We start from the raw sequence: 17,076 nt of genomic DNA on the forward strand, positions 1-17,076 counted from the left end.
CGACCATTATCGGCGTATCGCCGATAACGGTGATCTCGGGCCGAGTCGGCACGGAGCGAGCGGACGCGCCTCAGCGCAGCAGGTGTGCCTCGGCCGCGGTGACTCCCGCACCGAGCGTGACAGTCGCCTCGGCGGAGCCGTCGGCGATGCGGTAGTCCCCGGCGAATCCGTCCACCCGCACCCGGCCCGCATGATCGGTGCGCACGGTCGTCGGCGCGTACCACCACTCGCCCCGCACCAGTTCGCGAAGGGCCTCGTACGCCGGCTTCAGGCTGCCGTCGGCGCGCGCCAGTCCGCACGGCGCGCCCAGCCAGGAACGGGCGTCGCCGAACCCCCAGTAGGTGATCGACGCCACGGCCGGGTGGGCGACGAGCGCGCGATACTGGCGGACGATCTCTTCGGCCTGGCGCGCTTCGCCCTCGGGCGTCGACGGCCACTGGTCGACCACATAGTCGTTGAGGTCGTCGATGTGCGCGGGCATGAGGTCGCCCGAGACGAGCGTGGTCTCGGTCCAGTGCAGCGGCAGGCCGAACCTGGCGAAGCGGTCATTCACCTCGTCGAAGCGCTCTTCGCCGCGGAAGCCCTGATGCTGGTGCGACTGCAACCCGATCGCGTCGATCTCGATCCCCGCCGCGAGCACGTCTTCGATGAGGTCCTCGTACTCGGGACCGAGATCGAAGTCGTTGATGACCAGGGTGGTCGCGGCTCCCGGGCGGCGCGCCTCCTCGACGGCGAGCGCCACCATCCCGGTGCGGCCGTGGCGCTCGCAGATGCGGGTGATCGCGTTGCGCACGCCGTCGGGCTCGTTCGTGAAGCGCGGCATGATGACCGCTTCGTTGATCACGTCCCAGCTGTCGATGACGCCGGCGAAGTCGCTCACCTCGCGGCGGATCCGGGCGCGGAGCATCTCCTCGGCCTCATCCAGAGGCAGCCGATCGACCCAGCCCGCCTTGACCGTGTGCCAGACGAGCGGGTGGCCCTTCAGTCGCACACCGCGGCCGGCGAGCGACTGCGCCTGGCGCAGCATCTCGGTGTGACGGGTGACGCCGGGTCGTGGTTCGTATCGTCCCCAGTAGAACGTCAGCGTGGCGGTGTCGAAGAGCTCCAGCCACGGTGCGAGCTGCTCGTCGGCTTCGGGCGCGGTGCATCCGAAGCCGATGGAGTGCCGCTGCTGCGAGATCGTGACCGCGCTGTCTGCGAGAGGTGCGCCGTCGGCGCGGCGCAGCGTGATCGTCGCAGAGGTACGACGGTGCGAATAGGGGTCGATGCCCATCGAGTGCTCCATGGTCGGTCGGATGAAACGAGCGCTCGCGTCGGAGATGAGGGGAGGGGCCCGGACGCCTGAAGGTACGGCGCGGCGAATGCGCGCGTCAAGAAATCGCAGGCGGATGCACCGAGTTCTATTGCGCGAAAACCTCGCCGCGGATCTACCGCAGCTCGGGACGCCGCCCTCAGTCGAGGATCTCGACGCCCGTGATGCGCAGCTCCTCCACGTCGAGCCTGGTCTGGATCTGCGTCACGACGGCATCGTCGACGGCACCCTCGCGTCGCAGGCGGTAGAGCACCTCGCGCTTGCGGTCGAGCACCGCGATCCGCAGCTTCGAGTACTCCTCGTCGCGCTCACGAGGCGAGGGGAGCGGCTCGGGCGCTGCCACCATCACGGCTGTGGCATCGAGCGAGGCCTCAGCCGCGGCATCCGGTTCGCCGATGCGGCGGTCGAGATCCGCGATCTGACGGTCGACCTCGGCCTGCTGACGAGCCTGCACGCGCTCGTTGTTGCGCTCGAGGTACTCGTAGTAGTCGCGCGTGAGGCGGTCGCGGATCTCTTCGCTGATGCCGTGGTCGTGGGCGAGTTCCTTGACCGCGGTGAGAGCGGCGCCCGTGATGGCGCGCTCCGCGAGCTCCAGCTCCTGCTGCATGCCGAGGTCGTCGGGGAAGCGCGCCCAGCGCACCGCCGACGGCAGCAGAGGTCCCTGCACCAGGAGCGTCAGCACGATGACGCCCGCGGTGATGAAGACGATCTCGTCCCGGCCGGGCAGCGCGTCGCCGGCCGTCGTCGTGAGCGGCACCGACAGCGCGATCGCGAGCGACACCGCACCGCGGAACCCTGCCACGGCGCTCACCACGCGGGAGCGCCAGGTGGTGCGCCGCAGGCGCTGCGACGGCCTGCGGTCCAGCATCCGGATCACCATCACCGACGCCGTCTGCACGACGAAGCGGGTGACCAGCAGCCCCAGCCACACCGCCACCGTCACGAGCACCAGCCAGCCGATCTCACGCCCGGGGATCTCGTGGGCGACCGCCTGCACCTCGAAGCCGATGATCACGAACAGCGACCCGTTCAGCAGGAACGAGCCGAGAGGCCACGTCCACTGCGCCTGCCGGCGCGAGGCGGCCGTGCTGATGCGAGGCATGATGTACGCGACGATGAGCCCCGCGACGACCACGGCCAGCACGCCCGACGCGTGGATGAGCTCGGCCAGCAGGAACGCGGTGAACGGCACGAGCAGCAATGCGATGTTGAGGTTCAGCGTGCTGCGCAGCCGGCGCATCACGAGATACGCGACAGCGGCCACGACGACGCCCGCCACCGCACCGCCGCCGTACGACAGCAGCACGAGACCGGTGATGTCCAGCGGCGTGTATCCGCCGCCGACCGCGACGCCCACGGCCACCCCGTAGAGGACCAGCGCCGTGCCGTCGTTGGTGAGGCTCTCGGCCTTGAGGTTCATGAAGTTGCGGCGCGGCAGCATCCGCCCGAGGGCCGCAACGGCCGTCGCATCGGTCGGAGCGACGGCGGCGCCGAGGATGAGCGCGGCGTTCCACGGCAGCCCGAAAGCGTAGGCGATGCCGGCGACGGCGAACGCCGTCGCGACCACGAGCACAGTGCTCGACAGCACGATGCCCCGGAAGTCGCGGCGGATCGATCGCAGCGACGTCGTGAGGCTCTCCCAGAACAGCAGCACGGGCAGGAACAGCAGCAGCACCGTCTCGGGCGGCAGCACGATCTCGCGCACCTCGGGGATGAAGCCGAGCGCGAGCCCGGCGACGAGAAGCAGCAGCGGCACGGCCACCCGCAGCTTCGGCGCGAGGATGGCACCGGTGAGCACGGTGATCCCCACCAGGACGGTGACCTCGAGTCCGTTCATATGGCGGCTCCCTTCGGTGCAATGATGCTCGCAACCGTCAAAAGTGCGCGAGGATTCCCGGGATGCCGGCGCTCTCTGTCTTCGGGGCGGCCCGCGCCGGTAGACTCCGGGCCATCCGACGACGAAGGCGATGCCGATGGACAGCACGGATCTGGCCGACCTGATCGACGAGCTCACCGCGACGGCGCGGGACGCCTCCAGCGGCCGCGCCGCCCGCACCATCCGCGGCGGTCATGAGCACGCGCTGCGCGAGACCGTCATCGCCCTGCGGGCAGGGCACGAACTCGCCGAGCACGAGAGTCCGCATGAGGCCACGCTGCAGGTGCTGCGCGGACGGGTGCGCCTCATCGCCGGCGATGAGGCCTGGGAGGGGATCTCGGGCGATCACCTGACGGTCCCGCCGCGGCGTCACAGCCTCGCCGCGCTCGATGACTCCGTCGTGCTGCTGACGGTGTCGAACCGCATGCCCTGAGCGACTCATCCGAGCGTGGCGGCGAGCGCCTCGAGCTCCGCGCCGGTGAGGCGCTGTGTGGTCCACTCCCCCATCGGAACGGCTCCGATGGAACGGTAGAAGCCGATCGCGGGCTCGTTCCAGTCGAGCACCGTCCACTCGAATCGCGAGTACCCCCGCTCGACGCAGACGGCGGCGAGCGACGCGATCAGCGCCTTGCCGTAGCCCGCAGCGCGGTGCTCGGGCAGAACGATGAGGTCCTCGAGCCAGATCCCGTGACGACCGGTCCAGGTGGAGTACGTCACGAACCACAGGGCGATGCCCGCGATGTGTCCGTCGCGCTCGACCACGTGGGCGAACGCCTGGGGCGCCTCGCCGAACAGCGTCGCGTGGAGCGCCTCGACGGTGTTCTCGACGGCGTCAGGCTCGCGCTCGTAGTCGGCGAGCGCCTGGATGCAGGCGAGGATGCCGGACTCGTCACCCGGACGGGCTTCGCGGAGGACGGCGTCGTGGGCGAGCGCGCGGGGCATCACGACGTCGAGCGTAACGGCCGTCGGGCGGATGCTCCGCACCGGGGACTCACGCCAAGCCGGTGACTCCGACACCCAGCCACTCGGCGAGATCGGCGATCTCTGCGCGCACCATCTCCATCTCTTCGGGGTCGAACGGCAGGAACTCGTGGATCGCGTCCACGCGCAGCACGTCATGGGCACGATCGACCTCGGCGTCCAGCATCCCGACGAATCGGTCGCCCAGCAGGATCGGGTGGGCGAAATAGCCGTAGCGTCGCTGGGGCTTGGGCTTGAACTGCTCGAGCACGTAGGTGAACTCGAACACCTCTTCCAGTCGCCGACGGTCGAACAGCAGGCTGTCGTACGGGTTGAGGAAGGCCACACGGCCGCCGGCATCGTCATCCAGCGCCGCGAGGGCCTCAGGGTCGACCCGGTACCGCGCGCCCTCGACGAGCGCGGGCTCACCGGCGTCTTTCGCGACACCCGACCACCACCAGTGCGCCCGGGCGATGCCGCCCGCCTGCAGCCGCCGTTCGGACAGCAGCCGCGATGCTACTTCGTCGCTGTATTCGGGCAGATCGTTCGGGTAGACGCGCTCGGCGAGATCCCAGCGGCGGTGCCGACCCTCGCGTCCGACGACCGCCACCGCGCCCTGTCTCGACAGGAAGTCCAGCATGTGCGGCACCTGATTCGCCCCCGACCAGCCATCGGGGGCGCGACTGACCTGCGCCGTGTCAGGGATGTCGGTCGTCAGCAAGGGACCTTCCGCACGCAGTCGGGCCAGGACCTCCCGCCGGAACCCGTCGTTCGCTTCGAGCCACTGCCTGCTGCTCTCGCGCTGCGGCCAGGTCCGCATGCCGGGGAGCATGAGCGGCAGCAGGCTGATAGGACGGAACGCACCGTCGAACTCGAACAGCAGCCGATCCTGCTCGGCGGCCTTGCGCAGCTGCCCTGGCTCGTACGACCAGCCGATGCGTGACCACGGCACCGTCTGCTCGCACGGTGCGATCGTCGCCGTGGGGTCGATCTTGATGTAGGTCAGCTGCTCGGCGACCTCGACGACGTCACCCGGCCTGTCGGCGTCGAGCAGCTGCGCGCGCACGACGAGGCGGCGCGCCTGGTCGCGCGTGAGCTCGTGAGGCTTCACGGTGCGGGCTCGCCCGCGTCGAGCACGGGCAGCACGCGGTAGCGCACGTGGGTGACGAGCGAGGCGGAGCGGCCGGAGATCTGCTGAAGCCGCAGTGGACCGACGCCGTCGAAGAGCCGGAGCCCATCACGCAGGATGCTGGGCGAGATCTGCAGTGCGAGCTCGTCGACGAGCCCGGCAGCATGGTAGGCGTTGGTCGTCGTGGGTCCGCCCGCGATGTGCACGGGCAGGTCGCCGGCGGCATCCTTCGCACGCTCGAGAGCCGCATGGATGCCGTCGGTGACGAAGTGGAACGTCGTGCCGCCCTCCATCACGATCGGCTCGCGCGCGTAGTGCGTGAGCACGAAGACCGGCCGATGGTACGGCGGGTCCGCGCCCCACCACCCGCGCCAGTCGCGGTTCCACTCGCCGCGGACCGGGCCGAACATGTTGCGCCCCATGATGAAGGCGCCGGCGGCGACGATCGCGTCGATCTCGGCGCGGTTCTCGTCCGGAGTCTCGAACATCCAGCGGTGCAGCGCCCCTTCGGGCACATCGCCGAACGGCCGCTCCTCGGTCTGATGGTGACCGGAACCGATGCCGTCGAGCGAGATCGACATCGTGGCGACGACGGATGACATGCGCACCTCCGTGCGGGTCTTCAGGGTTCCGTGCCCACGCTATCCCCGGCATCCGACTGCACGACAGCCCTCAGTCCGTCGGATTCGCCGAGCGCCGGTCGGAATCGGCCGCCAGCACCGACTCGATCGCGGCGACGGACGCGGCCGCGCCGTCCTCGTTCGCATAGGCCGCCTGGACCCGCCCGGCTGCGGCACCGAAGCCGTCGTCCGACAGCAGACGCCGCACGGCGTCGGCGAGCGCCTCGGTGCCGGCCTGCTTCGGCGAAAGCGCGAGGGCGTTGCCCTGGGCGACACACTGGTCGACGTTCCACACCTGCTCGGGCTGCAGCCCCATCCCCACGAACGGGATGCCGGCGGCACACGCCGTCTGCACCGTGCCCTGGCCGCCGTGCAGCACCGCCACGTCGACCAGTCCGCCCAGCCGGTGCGCCGGCAGCAGGTCGGTCACATGGATATTGGGCGCGAGCACGTCGTCGTCGTGCAGGTAGTGGCGCACCGGCGCGACGACGTTCACCGCAAGCGTCGCCAGCTGCCCGGCCGCTGCGAGCACGAGCTCCCGGCTCGCCGACGAGCCGAGCCCCAGATAGACGAGCGGAGCGTCACGCGCCGCGAGCTCGGTCACGATCGGCGGCAGCGGTGCGTCGAGGTGCGCGAAGATCGGGCCGACCCGCTGGTACGAGTCGGGCAGCCGGTACCCCTTGAGCTCCCACGTCATGACCGTCAGCAGGTTGTGGTCGGCCTCGAGCAGCGACACGACGGTCTTCAGCGGCGCGACCCCGTTCGCCTTCGCGACCCGGCCGAACGCGCGCGGGGCGAGGGGTGCATGGTTGTAGGCCCAGCGCAGCAGCGCCGTCGCCACCCGGTCGGCGGCGCGCGCGAGCCTGCCCGACCCGCGCACGAGCCCCAGCCGCTCCGTCTGCTCGACCTGCGGTCGCGTCAGCGCGAACGGCACAGCGTAGAACAGCGGCACGTCCTCGGCCCGCGCCGAGATCATCGACGTCGTGTTCGTGCCGATGACGACCGCCGCGGCCCCGGTTTCGCGGATGAGCGCCCGTTCGACGTCGACGCGCGCCGACACGAGCGCGTCGGTGAAGGGACTGCGGAACGTCCTGCCCTGGTCGAACTTCAGCGCCTGCGCGCGCTCCGCCGCGCTCATCGACGGCTCGCACGCGCGATACTCGAACCCCGCGTCGGCGATGAGCCCCGCGAAGTCGTTCTCGTACCCCATGAACACCGCACGATGACGGGGTTCCGCCGCCTTCGCCACCTCGATCATGCGCGTCACCTCGGCGAGGTTGAACGTCACCGGGCAGAACAGCAGAGTCGCCATCGCAGTCCCTCTCCGCCGCGCGTGGAACATGGATGCCGGCACGCCATCCTCCCAGTGGCCGCCTCTGCCGCGCCACCGCCTCACCCACCGCGTCGCGGTGGGTCCGCCGCCTCGCGCCACAGCGCCGCCCACTGCTCGGATCGCAGATCGCGGGGCAGTCGATCCGGCGCGATGCCGAGGCGGGCCACGACGCCGCGCGCCTGCCCCTTCGTCAGGCCGGCGCCGTGCTGCAGGAGCGCGGGCAGACCGCTCCCCCGCCCCGTGAAGATCGCCTGGACGAACCGCTCGTATCGGCTGCGGTCGCGCGGGTGCACAAGCGGCGTCGATCGCCGCTCGATGCGCAGCACGCCGCCGTCGACACTCGGCATCGGGGCGAAGTGGCGCGCGGGAACGCGACCGTGCAGCGAGAAGGCGAACCACGGCGCCGACTGCGCGGTCATCATGGTGCCGCCGCCCACTCCCGCGCGCTTGCGTGCGACCTCCCACTGAGTGAGGAGGATCGCCTGCTGCCAGCCTCCGCGCGCCAGCATCCGCCGCAGGATGGGCGTGGTCACGTGATACGGCAGGTTGCCGACGACGACGGATCTGTCGAGCGGGTGCTGGAGGGCGTCGGCGTGCTCGACGCTCACGTGCGGCAGGCGCCGCCGCAATGCCCGCACCCGGTGCTCATCGAGGTCGATGGCGACGAGATCGCGTCCGAGCCGGGCGAGCGGCGCGGTCAGCGCGCCGTCACCCGCCCCGATCTCGAGGATGGGTCCGCGCGTGGCGGCGACGAGGTCGACGATCCCCTGGATCGTCGGTCGATGGATGAGGAAGTTCTGGCCGAGTTCGTGTCGGCCGCCGTGTGCTGAACGGTTTCGCATGGGAGCGCTCCGGGGAAGAAGATGGAGCACCCGGCAGGCACGCCGTGTGTCGATCAGCCCGCCGCAGGGGGCCGAGAGAGGCGCGCGTCCGGACGCATGGGCTTCCGGATGACGGCGCGCTGCCGCGTCGGTCGCGACGGCGCCGTCAGGCGCGGCGGTCGCGGACGAAGAACGGGCACGCCATCATCGGCGCGCTCTTGATCATTCCCATGCGCCTCACCCTACCGTGCCGCGGCTTCAGGTCCGACGGAGCACCAGGGCCGCCGGCATCCTGCGCACCACGATCCCGTGCGGCAGCCCGCGAGTGCGGTCGTCGCCTGACGTCTCAGCGGTCCACGATGTCGCGGGCGTGGACGCCGATCCACGCCATGAGCGGCATCATCCGCTCCATCAGGTCGTCGCCGAGCGGCGTCAGCGAGTACTCCACTCGGGGCGGCACCTCGGGGTACGAGGTCCGCGCGACGAAGCCGTCCTTCTCGAGGGTGCGCAGCGTCGAGGCGAGCATCTTCTCGCTGATGCCCTCGACGCGACGTCGCAGCTCGCCCCAGCGGGTCGTGCCCTCGGTGAGCGCCATCAGCACCAGGACGCCCCACTTGCTCATGACGTGGTCGAGCACGACGCGCGTGGGACACGCTTCGTCGAATGCTCCCGGAACTTCGGCCCGGATTTCTGCAAAACTCACCACCACGTGGGTACCTTACCTCAAAGTGGGTACCCGCGGTTCGGAATGTTCTGATTCGACGACGACGTTGGCGTCGGTGAGCGCGCGACGCGCGGCTCCCACCGAAAGGACTCACATGACCATCCTCGTCACCGCCGCGGGCGGACAGCTCGGCCACCTCGTCATCGAGGCCCTCCTGGATCGCGGCGTCGCGCCGGGCGACATCGTCGCAGGAGCCCGTACCACCTCCAAGGTCGCCGACCTCGAAGAGCGCGGCATCCGCATCGTCGCCCTGGACTACACCGAACCCGACACCGTCGCCACGGCGCTCGAGGGCGTCGACACCGTGCTGCTCATCTCGGGCTCGGAGCCCGGCAAGCGCTACGAGGGTCACAAGAACGTGATCGACGCGGCCGCCGCAGCTGGTGTCGGGAAGCTGGTGTACACGAGCCTCGCGCATGCCGACGCCATCGACTTCGTGCTCGCACCTGAGCACAAGTCGACCGAGGAGTACCTCGCCGCGAGCAGCGTGCCCGCCGTGGTGCTGCGCAACAACTGGTACACCGAGAACTACATCCCCGACGTCCTGCGCGCCGCCGAGACCGGCGTGATCGCGGCCTCGGTCGGCGACGGGCTCGTCGCCGCCGCGAGCCGTGCCGACTACGCCGAGGCCGCCGCGGTCGTGCTCATCGAGGACGGCCATCTCGGCAGCACCTACGAGCTGTCGGGCGACACCGCCGTCTCGTACGCCGATCTCGCCGCTGCCGCCGCCGAGACGCTCGGCCGCGACGTCGCGTACGTGCCCGCGACCCGCGAGCAGTTCGAGGCTGCCCTCGCCGAGGCGGGGCTCGACGCGGGTACCGTCGGCTTCGTCGCCGAGATGGAGGACGGCATCGCCCGCGGTGTGCTCGCCGACGCCGACCCCACGCTCGCGCGCCTCATCGGTCGCCCGACCACTCCCGTGGCCGAGGGGCTGAGCGCCGCCGTCGGCGCCGCGCGCGTCGAGGCCTGACGACGCCTGCCCGAAGACGGAAGAGGGAGGGGATGCCGCGGCGTGCGGCATCCCCTCCCTTCTGTCGTCTTCGGTCCGGCGTCGGCTACTGCGCGGTCGCGCGCTCCACCGACATCACGAGGACCACCCGATCGGCCTTGTCGCGCGGCGGCGTGGTGCTGGGATTGCCGTAGCGGTTCTGCAGCCGCACGTAGAACTCCCCCTCGGGGTCGGGACGGACCTCGACCAGGCGGCCCGCCACCTCCAGGTAGTGGAACGGCTGCTCCGGGTCGATGATCGACAGCGCCATCGACGGGTTGTGCTGCAGATTGCGGTACTTCTGCCGGTAGTTGGTGTGGGTGAAATGCACCTGGTCGCCGACGACCTCGAACCACATGGGGTTCACCTGAGCGGTGTCGTTGGGCCTGATCGTGCCGAGGTGCCCGTACACGGGCAGCTCGAGCAGGTGGCGGCGGTCAGCGGGGACGAGTTCGTCGAGCGAAGGCATGGGCCCAGTCTGCCGTGGTGCGGCGGGCATGGGGCCGATACCGGCGATCCTCGTCACGAACTACCCTCGGACCATGGCCACGCAGCCCCCGCCCGGTTGGTACGACGACGGCACCGGCAAGCAGCGCTGGTGGGACGGCACCCACTGGACCGAGCAGTTCATCGATCTGCGCGAGGCAGACATCGAGCTGCGGACGGATGCCGGTCCCGCGGGCAGCGGCCCGGCACAGGCCGGCTGGTACGACGACGGGCGGGGCCGCACCCGCCGGTGGGACGGCCGGCAGTGGACGCGCGAGGTGCGCTACAGCGGCCAGGAGCAGGAGTTCGCCGGGATCGTCGTCGACGGGCGCTGGATCCACTTCGGCGACCTGAGCCAGCCGGTGAGCGAGGTCACCGCGAGTGTCGCGACCGGTGACGCGCTGCTGCGCGATCCCGCCTTCACACGGACCGCCGCCGAACGGCGACTCCACGGCCCGGCGGGACCGATCACGCCGCGCACCCTCAACCGCGTCATCGACAGGGCCCTGCCGCACCTCGTGATCGCCGGCGCGACCCAGGTGTGGGCGGTGCGCTTCTCACCCGGGTACGAGACCGCAGCAGAGCGGTTCGCGACCTGGGTGCGCTCCAGCGCCGACCACTACCGCTACCGCTGACGCTCAATCCCGTTCGGGCAGCACGAGGGGCAGCTCGTGCCGCTCGTCCCACGGCTCGGTCCAGCCCAGGCGGTCGAACAGTCCGTCGAGCAGCATCGCGGTGAACCCCCACACGAGGTGATCGCCCGTCGTATTCCCCACGAGGAATCCGGGGCCGCGCCACTCCTGCCCGTCCCGCCGGATGACCGTGACGCCCCGGTTCGCGGGATCGATCAGGTCCGCCACGGGGGCGCGGAACACGTCCGCCGACTCCGCCTCGTCCACCACCCTGACGGGCGAGGGATGCCGCCACCATCCGAGCACCGGCGTCACCAGATGGCGCGAGTACACGAGCGGGATGGGCGAGAGCGCGCCGAGCACGTCCACGCCGGAGGTGTCGAGCCCGGTCTCTTCCCATGCCTCGCGGAGCGCCGCGGCCACAGGCCCGTCATCGCCGGGATCGAGCCTGCCGCCCGGGAACGCGACCTCGCCGGCGTGCGCCCGCAGCGTGGGCGCACGCGACAGCAGCAGCACATCGAGGTCGCGCGAGACGGCATGAGCCTGCGCGTCGTGGTCGCTCGGCCGGCCGTCCAGCACGCCGAAGAGCATCAGCACCGCGGCCGGGCGCGAGTCCTCCGGCGCCGGAAGGCGCACGAGGGGGCCCTGGGCGGATCGGGCGAACGCCTCAAGCTGGGCCCGCGCACCGAGCGCGGTCTCGGGCGACGTGTGCGGCATCCGTTCAGGCTACGCCCGCACGCCGACACCCGGACCGTGCGCGGCGCACGAGGTTCTCACCACCCGCCGGGTGGCGGCATCCACCTGGCAGCGTGTCTGCGAAGATTCCTGCGCCGCGTACGCGCTCAGCCGCGGAAGAACGTCTCGGCGACGCGGGCGAGGTCCCGCAGGTCGCTCACGCCGGCGAGCTCGCGTGCCGAGTGCATCGACAGGATCGGGATGCCGACGTCCACGGTGCGGATGCCCAGACGGGTCGCGGTGATCGGGCCGATGGTCGAGCCGCAGGGCACCGCGTTGTTCGAGACGAACTCCTGGCTCGTGACGCCCGCGTCGGCGCACCAGCCGTTCCATGCGGCTGCGCCGGGCGCGTCGGTCGCGTACCGCTGGTTCGCGTTGATCTTGAGGATCGGACCCGACCCGAGCAGCGGCTGCACCACCGGGTCGTGCTTCTCGGCATAGTTGGGGTGCACGGAGTGGCCGACGTCGCTCGACACGCACCAGGACGCGGCGAGGGCCCGAAGCTGCTGCTCGCGGTCAGCGCCCAGCGACAGCCAGAGCCGCTCCAGCACATCCGAGAGGAATGGACCCGCAGCGCCCGAGCGCGTGCCTGAGCCGACCTCTTCGTGGTCGAACACGGCGAGCATCGCGATGTGGTCGGCGTCATGGCCGTCGGCGAGGCGTTCGAGGGCGACGAGGCCGGCATGCACCGAGGCCAGGTCGTCGAGACGCCCCGAGGCGAAGAACACGTCATCGCGGCCGAACGTGGCGCCGCGCGCCGAGTCCGCCGTCACGATGTCGTAGCCGCGGATGCGCGCCGCGTCGACCCCGGCCTCGCGCGCGAGCTCGGCCAGGACGTCGGCGGAGTCGGCCTCACCGAGCCCCCACACCGGCTGCGTCTGCGACTGCTTGTCGAGGGCGAGGTGATCGTTCGCACCGCGGTCGAGGTGGATCGCCAGCTGCGGCAGCCGCAGCAGCGGTCCGGTCGCGGCGAGCGCGGTCGACCCGTCGTCGAGCACGAGCCGCCCGGCGAGGCGCAGCTCGCGGTCGAGCCAGGAGTTCAGCAGCGGCCCGCCGTACACCTCGACGCCGGCCTGCAGCCATCCGAGCCGACCGGTGGTGGGCTTCGGCTTGAGCTTGAACCCCGGCGAGTCGCTGTGGGCGCCGAAGATGCGCACCGGTGTCGCCGCCGTCGCTCCGGCCGGGACCACCCACGCGATCGCCGCGCCGTCGCGCACGACCACGTGCTTCCCGCCGGCGGGCGCGGGCCATCCCTCGCTCTCATCCAGGCGGGTGAACCCGGCGTCCTCGAGGCGGCGCGCGACTTCGGCGGCCGCATGGAAGCTCGAGGGGGATGCCGCGACGAAGTCCGCGAGGTCCTCGGCGTGAGCGCCGGCGGAGGTGGTGGCGACAGGGGTGGATGAGGGCACGGAGGAGCCTCCTCGATCGGGTGCAGACGGTGATTCGATCGTAGTTCGGAGGCTGTTCCCAGGCGCCGCGAACGCCCCGAAGCGGGCCCGTGATCTGGCCTTTTCGAGAGACGCGCTCACATGTAACGTTCAGGTAACGCACCGGAACCGCCCAGAAAGCCTCGGAAGACTCTGGGACTTGTGCCCGCCCGAACGGGTGCGAAGCGCCTCCCGATGGCGCACTTCGCTGATACGGAACTCGGTTTTTCATGCGCTCCCACACGACTTTCCTGCCCGCCCGCCGCACGCTCCGCCGTGCCGAACGACGCCTCCGCCGCCGCCCCGTGCTGGTCGTCGCGACCCTCGCTCTGGGGCTCGTCGCCACCGCCGGGTTCACCACGGCAGCCCCCGCTTCACTGGCAGAGGCCTCCGGGCAGACCCCTGATTTCGCACTCGCCTCGTACTCGACGCCCCTCGTCGCGCAGATCTCGGGCACGGACGCCCAGAACGACGCCGACAGCGCCGTCACCGCAGCGGCCGCAGCGATGACCGCCGCATCGACGGTCACGTCCGACATCACCGCGTCGGGCCTGGACGTCGGCACGCCCGACACCACGGTCGACACGACGCAGCTGTCGACGGCGGTCGAGCAGCTGGAGCGCGCACAGGCGCTCCCCCAGATGTACTCCGCCGACTTCGAAGAGACCGTCACCTCGCTGACCGCGTCGGTCAGCGAGCAGACCGCGGGTCTGCGCGGCAAGCTCGACGCCGCCATCGCCCTCAAGGCGCAGCAGGAGGCGGAAGAGAAGGCCCGCCAGGAGGCAGAGGCCGCCGCGGCCGCGCAGGCCGCTGCCGACGCCGCCGCGAAGCAGAAGAAGAAGTCCAGCGGCTCGTCGAAGTCGTCGTCGGCCGCGCCCGCGCCGTCGTACGCCGCGAGCGGGACGAGCGCCGGCGAGGCGCAGGCGACCGCGCGCTCGATGATCGCCGGCTACGGCTGGGGCGACGACCAGTTCGCGTGCCTCGTATCGCTGTGGAACAAGGAGTCCGGCTGGCGCTACAACGCCGCCAACCCCAGCGGCGCGTACGGCATCCCGCAGGCACTGCCCGGAAGCAAGATGGGCGCGTACGGCTCCGACTGGCGGACGAACCCCGCCACGCAGATCGCGTGGGGCCTCGGCTACATCTCGGGCCGCTACGGGACGCCGTGCGGTGCGTGGGGCCACTCGCAGTCGGTCGGCTGGTACTGATGCAGCGCGCTCGCAGGCGCTCCAGAAGAGCGACCGCTTCTTTCGGAGGGGCCACGTCCAACACTGAGAACGTGCCCCTCCGTCGTCTACGGCGAAGAGCAGATGAAGCGGCTGAACTCACCGCAGCGCCTCGTCGGAGTCCGCGTGTGACCGCTACGCATTTCTCGCGTTTCGATTCGTAGCGAGCCCGCGAACCCCGCGAGCCCTACTACTCCTCAACCAGGATGCAGTCATCCAACGGACAGACGTTAGGGACCGTAGGTGACACCGTGTCCAACGGATCCGGGTAGATGATGACCGTGTCGGAACAAACTTCGTCAGCGGGACATAGGCCGCCAAGATCGAGCGGATCGCTCGAAACGGATGCATTCGCCATTCCCGCCATCCCGACGGCGCCCACGACCAAGAGTGCGCTGACGACGATGCCAACTTTGGTTCGCATGGAGCCGCCCCTTCGGTCCAGAAGTGTGTTTGCGGAGATATTAGCACCCTGTTTCCTCGAAGTCACAGCGTTCGGTCGCCCCGAATGGCCCCTACTCGTTCACGAGGACACAGTCGTTGCCAGGGCAGACATCTACCACATCGGGAGAAAGCGCGGTGGCGTCGTCGAGCGTGCCCCCACCCGAGTCAATACTGTCCGACGGGGCGTCCTCTGAGGCGAACGTGAGAGTCTTGGCGAAAACCGGTAGTGTTGCGCCCCACTGGTCCAGAAGCGTGTTGATCGGGATATACGCAGCGCCAATGCGCTTCTTGTTCTGGTCCAACACAGAACCAACATGCATTCCCACCGCCCGGAGGCCCGCTCCGTCATAGCGCCAAACGGGACCACCCGAATCGCCGCCGGAAGACCAATAGTTTGTCACCATGGCCGTGGTTCCGTACCAATTGATCGAGCCGATGATGCTTCCCTCAGTCCAGCCGGTTGTGATACCCATTTTGCCTACCAGCACGCCCGTGGTCTGCGCAGCGTTTGGCATTCTTCCAGTAACTAGACCCTGGCCACCAGGGCCCGGACGTGCCCCCGTGACGGGATCAACGATTACTTGAAGTGGGGTCACGTTGCTGTAGTAGGAGAGCAACTCAGAATCGCCATATGGTGCTGGATGCTTTCGATACGCAACCGTGGCGAATGCCGCCGATGTGCCGAAAACTGTCGAACCCACGACATCACAGTGACCTGCCGTCATGATGAATGACCCTGAGGAGCCGACGACGGTATATGAACCCGTGCATGCTGGAAGCGTGCCAGGGCCACCGAAGTAAAGTGGATGGCCAGCGAGGTATGAGTAGGTCGACGTCGTCGACAAGGGCGCCAATTTCGGTGTCGTAATCTCCGCGCCAGACGCCGTTGAATTGAACGCCAAGGCGAACGCGACAGCGAGCGAGAGGGTTGCGACAACCGCGCGCATTCGATTCGAGATTCTCATTGAGCACCCTCTCATGCGGCATTTCTCGGCGATATTGCTGCCATAGCTATATCACAGAGGGAAAGAAATTGGGAAGGTCGCGTCGCGGACTGGGAGCACTAGCACACAGACCTGGTGCAGACTCGTCTGCCACTAAGGCGACTGGACCGTGGTCCGTATCGTCGAGGTGCTCGCGGCGTTCGGACTGACGCACGACGAGGACGGGTCGTGGATCATGCCGGCTCCTCTGCGGGAGTTCGCCCGCACCGCCCTCGCCGGCTCGCTCACCACCCGCCGGGGGCATGGTACTGACTTGTACGATTACGTACAATCGGGTGCATGGTGACGATCAGCGCGAGTGCGGCACGGCAGACCCTTCCGGCGCAGCTGGATCGGGTCGCGCGCGGCGAAGAAGTCGCCATCACGCGCCACGGTCGCGTGGTGGCGGTGCTCGTCAGCCCGGACGCACTGCGTGCGCGGCGCGCGCCGCTGGCGTGGCAGCTGGCCGATCAGCTCGGCGCCCGGATCGAGGACGCACGGGCTGAGGAGCTGCTCACCGTGCCGATCGACTCGTCGCGAGCGGAGTCGCTGGTCGCCGGCATACGCGCTTCGAGGTCCGGGCGGTGACGTCCGCCACGGCGTTCGACGCAGATGTGCTGATCTACGCGGCGATCGACGGCCACGCGCTGGGCTGCCGCATCCTGCCGCTGCTTCGCGACGATGAGACCGCCGCCGTCGGTTCCGTGCTGCTGCTCACCGAGGTCCTGGCGAAGCCGTGGCGCGATGACCCCGACTCCGACGAGGTCGCCGCACTGCTCAGTGTGCTCAGCCGAGTGGACCTGCGTCCGCTCGACGAGCCGACGGCGCGGCTGGCGCTCGTCCTCGCCGCTGAGCACGGCCTCCGGGCTGCCGACGCCGCTCATCTCGCGACCGCGGTCGCCGCGGGCGCCGACCGATTCGTGACGAACAACCGCAAGGACTTTCCACAGTCGATCTCCGAGATCGAGATCGTGTACCCCACCGACCTGGATGCGGACAGCTGATTCAGGCTGTGCGGAGGATCTTCGCCATCGCCTTGCCGCGCGCCAGCTCGTCGACGAGCTTGTCCAGGTAGCGGATCTTCTGCATGAGCGGGTCCTCGATCTGCTCGACCCGCATGCCGCAGATCACGCCGGTGATGAGCGAGGCGTCCGGGTTGAGCTCGGCGTCGTCGAAGAAGTCCTCGAGCGTCGTGTGCTCGTCGAGGTGCTGCGTGAGCTGGGCGTCGTCGAAACCCGTGAGCCATTCGATGACCTCGTCGAGCTCGGCCTTGGTGCGCCCCTTCTTCTCGACCTTCGCGATGTACAGCGGGTACACGGACGCGAACGGCAGCGAGTAGATCCGGTGCATGTCTTCAGGGTAGCTTCGGCCGCCGGCATC

General features: G+C 69.7%; 20 protein-coding genes. 7 read left to right on the forward strand and 13 right to left on the reverse strand.

Annotated features, from left to right (window positions below; all coding sequences use genetic code 11):
* Positions 1-70: 70 nt before the first annotated feature.
* Together IF188_RS00130 and IF188_RS00135 are read right to left on the reverse strand one after the other, a co-directional pair.
* On the reverse strand, positions 71-1,273 hold the full coding sequence (locus IF188_RS00130; RefSeq protein ID WP_191169765.1) for an endo-1,4-beta-xylanase: 1,203 nt from the start codon (positions 1,271-1,273) through the stop codon (positions 71-73).
* Between the two features lie 178 nt (positions 1,274-1,451).
* Positions 1,452-3,149 (reverse strand): Na+/H+ antiporter, encoded by a 1,698-nt coding sequence (locus IF188_RS00135; protein WP_191169766.1) that lies wholly within the window; start codon positions 3,147-3,149, stop codon positions 1,452-1,454.
* Between the two features lie 136 nt (positions 3,150-3,285).
* Here IF188_RS00135 and IF188_RS00140 point away from each other — a divergent pair, with 136 nt between their 5' ends.
* Positions 3,286-3,621, forward strand: coding sequence for a cupin domain-containing protein (locus tag IF188_RS00140; protein WP_191169767.1), 336 nt, complete (start codon positions 3,286-3,288; stop codon positions 3,619-3,621).
* Positions 3,622-3,626: 5 nt separating this feature from the next.
* On the opposite strand, the gene IF188_RS00145 is transcribed toward IF188_RS00140, so the two are convergent.
* From IF188_RS00145 to IF188_RS00170, 6 genes are all read right to left on the reverse strand, one after another.
* Positions 3,627-4,130: a GNAT family N-acetyltransferase gene (locus tag IF188_RS00145; protein ID WP_191170272.1), complete on the reverse strand. Its 504-nt coding sequence runs from the start codon at positions 4,128-4,130 to the stop codon at positions 3,627-3,629.
* Between the two features lie 49 nt (positions 4,131-4,179).
* Complete coding sequence (locus tag IF188_RS00150; RefSeq protein WP_191169768.1) at positions 4,180-5,259, reverse strand: DNA glycosylase AlkZ-like family protein; 1,080 nt, start codon at positions 5,257-5,259, stop codon at positions 4,180-4,182.
* Positions 5,256-5,879, reverse strand: a complete 624-nt coding sequence (locus IF188_RS00155) for a dihydrofolate reductase family protein (RefSeq protein ID WP_191169769.1) — start codon at positions 5,877-5,879, stop codon at positions 5,256-5,258. The genes IF188_RS00150 and IF188_RS00155 overlap by 4 nt, the downstream gene beginning before the upstream one ends.
* Before the next feature lie 70 nt (positions 5,880-5,949).
* Complete coding sequence (locus IF188_RS00160; RefSeq protein ID WP_191169770.1) at positions 5,950-7,209, reverse strand: glycosyltransferase; 1,260 nt, start codon at positions 7,207-7,209, stop codon at positions 5,950-5,952.
* A gap of 80 nt (positions 7,210-7,289) precedes the next feature.
* Positions 7,290-8,072 (reverse strand): 23S ribosomal RNA methyltransferase Erm, encoded by a 783-nt coding sequence (erm, locus tag IF188_RS00165; RefSeq protein WP_191169771.1) that lies wholly within the window; start codon positions 8,070-8,072, stop codon positions 7,290-7,292.
* A gap of 325 nt (positions 8,073-8,397) precedes the next feature.
* Positions 8,398-8,760 (reverse strand): winged helix-turn-helix transcriptional regulator, encoded by a 363-nt coding sequence (locus IF188_RS00170; protein WP_191169772.1) that lies wholly within the window; start codon positions 8,758-8,760, stop codon positions 8,398-8,400.
* A gap of 109 nt (positions 8,761-8,869) precedes the next feature.
* Here IF188_RS00170 and IF188_RS00175 point away from each other — a divergent pair, with 109 nt between their 5' ends.
* Positions 8,870-9,745, forward strand: coding sequence for an SDR family oxidoreductase (locus IF188_RS00175; RefSeq protein ID WP_191169773.1), 876 nt, complete (start codon positions 8,870-8,872; stop codon positions 9,743-9,745).
* Between the two features lie 85 nt (positions 9,746-9,830).
* Here the strand turns inward: IF188_RS00175 and IF188_RS00180 are convergent, their stop codons facing one another.
* A complete protein-coding gene (locus tag IF188_RS00180) occupies positions 9,831-10,232 on the reverse strand; it encodes a PPOX class F420-dependent oxidoreductase (RefSeq protein WP_191169774.1) in 402 nt (133 codons plus the stop codon).
* 73 nt (positions 10,233-10,305) lie between these two features.
* Between IF188_RS00180 and IF188_RS00185 the strand changes: the two genes are divergently transcribed.
* Positions 10,306-10,884: a DUF2510 domain-containing protein gene (locus IF188_RS00185; RefSeq protein WP_191169775.1), complete on the forward strand. Its 579-nt coding sequence runs from the start codon at positions 10,306-10,308 to the stop codon at positions 10,882-10,884.
* Positions 10,885-10,887: 3 nt separating this feature from the next.
* Here IF188_RS00185 and IF188_RS00190 read toward each other — a convergent pair whose 3' ends face one another.
* Together IF188_RS00190 and IF188_RS00195 are read right to left on the reverse strand one after the other, a co-directional pair.
* Positions 10,888-11,598 (reverse strand): NUDIX hydrolase, encoded by a 711-nt coding sequence (locus IF188_RS00190; protein ID WP_191169776.1) that lies wholly within the window; start codon positions 11,596-11,598, stop codon positions 10,888-10,890.
* A gap of 125 nt (positions 11,599-11,723) precedes the next feature.
* Positions 11,724-13,025: a M18 family aminopeptidase gene (locus tag IF188_RS00195; protein ID WP_191169777.1), complete on the reverse strand. Its 1,302-nt coding sequence runs from the start codon at positions 13,023-13,025 to the stop codon at positions 11,724-11,726.
* Positions 13,026-13,273: 248 nt separating this feature from the next.
* On the opposite strand from IF188_RS00195, the gene IF188_RS00200 reads away from it, so the two are divergent.
* Complete coding sequence (locus tag IF188_RS00200) at positions 13,274-14,251, forward strand: aggregation-promoting factor C-terminal-like domain-containing protein (RefSeq protein WP_191169778.1); 978 nt, start codon at positions 13,274-13,276, stop codon at positions 14,249-14,251.
* Between the two features lie 533 nt (positions 14,252-14,784).
* Here IF188_RS00200 and IF188_RS00205 read toward each other — a convergent pair.
* Positions 14,785-15,414 (reverse strand): chymotrypsin family serine protease, encoded by a 630-nt coding sequence (locus IF188_RS00205; protein ID WP_191169779.1) that lies wholly within the window; start codon positions 15,412-15,414, stop codon positions 14,785-14,787.
* 412 nt (positions 15,415-15,826) lie between these two features.
* On the opposite strand from IF188_RS00205, the gene IF188_RS00210 reads away from it, so the two are divergent.
* Genes IF188_RS00210 through IF188_RS00220 form a run of 3 tightly spaced genes read left to right on the forward strand, consistent with a single transcriptional unit; the run spans position 15,827 to position 16,700 of the window.
* Positions 15,827-16,003, forward strand: a complete 177-nt coding sequence (locus IF188_RS00210) for a hypothetical protein (protein WP_191169780.1) — start codon at positions 15,827-15,829, stop codon at positions 16,001-16,003.
* Positions 15,997-16,284, forward strand: a complete 288-nt coding sequence (locus IF188_RS00215; RefSeq protein WP_191169781.1) for a type II toxin-antitoxin system Phd/YefM family antitoxin — start codon at positions 15,997-15,999, stop codon at positions 16,282-16,284. The genes IF188_RS00210 and IF188_RS00215 overlap by 7 nt, the downstream gene beginning before the upstream one ends.
* Positions 16,281-16,700: a PIN domain-containing protein gene (locus tag IF188_RS00220; protein WP_191169782.1), complete on the forward strand. Its 420-nt coding sequence runs from the start codon at positions 16,281-16,283 to the stop codon at positions 16,698-16,700. The genes IF188_RS00215 and IF188_RS00220 overlap by 4 nt, the downstream gene beginning before the upstream one ends.
* A 1-nt stretch (position 16,701) precedes the next feature.
* Here IF188_RS00220 and IF188_RS00225 read toward each other — a convergent pair whose 3' ends face one another.
* Positions 16,702-17,046, reverse strand: coding sequence for a DUF2200 domain-containing protein (locus IF188_RS00225; protein WP_191169783.1), 345 nt, complete (start codon positions 17,044-17,046; stop codon positions 16,702-16,704).
* Between the last annotated feature and the right edge of the window lie 30 nt (positions 17,047-17,076).

This window comes from Microbacterium helvum, assembly GCF_014779795.1.
Taxonomy (GTDB): Bacteria; Actinomycetota; Actinomycetes; order Actinomycetales; family Microbacteriaceae; genus Microbacterium; species Microbacterium helvum.

Excerpts from the sequence above, each read along its gene's own strand:
- IF188_RS00130 (WP_191169765.1), bottom strand. The coding sequence starts at position 1,273 with ATGGGCATCGACCCCTATTCGCACCGTCGTACCTCTGCGACGATCACG.
- IF188_RS00135 (WP_191169766.1), bottom strand. The coding sequence starts at position 3,149 with ATGAACGGACTCGAGGTCACCGTCCTGGTGGGGATCACCGTGCTCACC.
- IF188_RS00140 (WP_191169767.1), top strand. The coding sequence starts at position 3,286 with ATGGACAGCACGGATCTGGCCGACCTGATCGACGAGCTCACCGCGACG.
- IF188_RS00145 (WP_191170272.1), bottom strand. The coding sequence starts at position 4,130 with ATGCCCCGCGCGCTCGCCCACGACGCCGTCCTCCGCGAAGCCCGTCCG.
- IF188_RS00155 (WP_191169769.1), bottom strand. The coding sequence starts at position 5,879 with ATGTCATCCGTCGTCGCCACGATGTCGATCTCGCTCGACGGCATCGGT.
- IF188_RS00160 (WP_191169770.1), bottom strand. The coding sequence starts at position 7,209 with ATGGCGACTCTGCTGTTCTGCCCGGTGACGTTCAACCTCGCCGAGGTG.
- erm (WP_191169771.1), bottom strand. The coding sequence starts at position 8,072 with ATGCGAAACCGTTCAGCACACGGCGGCCGACACGAACTCGGCCAGAAC.
- IF188_RS00175 (WP_191169773.1), top strand. The coding sequence starts at position 8,870 with ATGACCATCCTCGTCACCGCCGCGGGCGGACAGCTCGGCCACCTCGTC.
- IF188_RS00180 (WP_191169774.1), bottom strand. The coding sequence starts at position 10,232 with ATGCCTTCGCTCGACGAACTCGTCCCCGCTGACCGCCGCCACCTGCTC.
- IF188_RS00185 (WP_191169775.1), top strand. The coding sequence starts at position 10,306 with ATGGCCACGCAGCCCCCGCCCGGTTGGTACGACGACGGCACCGGCAAG.
- IF188_RS00190 (WP_191169776.1), bottom strand. The coding sequence starts at position 11,598 with ATGCCGCACACGTCGCCCGAGACCGCGCTCGGTGCGCGGGCCCAGCTT.
- IF188_RS00200 (WP_191169778.1), top strand. The coding sequence starts at position 13,274 with ATGCGCTCCCACACGACTTTCCTGCCCGCCCGCCGCACGCTCCGCCGT.
- IF188_RS00215 (WP_191169781.1), top strand. The coding sequence starts at position 15,997 with ATGGTGACGATCAGCGCGAGTGCGGCACGGCAGACCCTTCCGGCGCAG.
- IF188_RS00225 (WP_191169783.1), bottom strand. The coding sequence starts at position 17,046 with ATGCACCGGATCTACTCGCTGCCGTTCGCGTCCGTGTACCCGCTGTAC.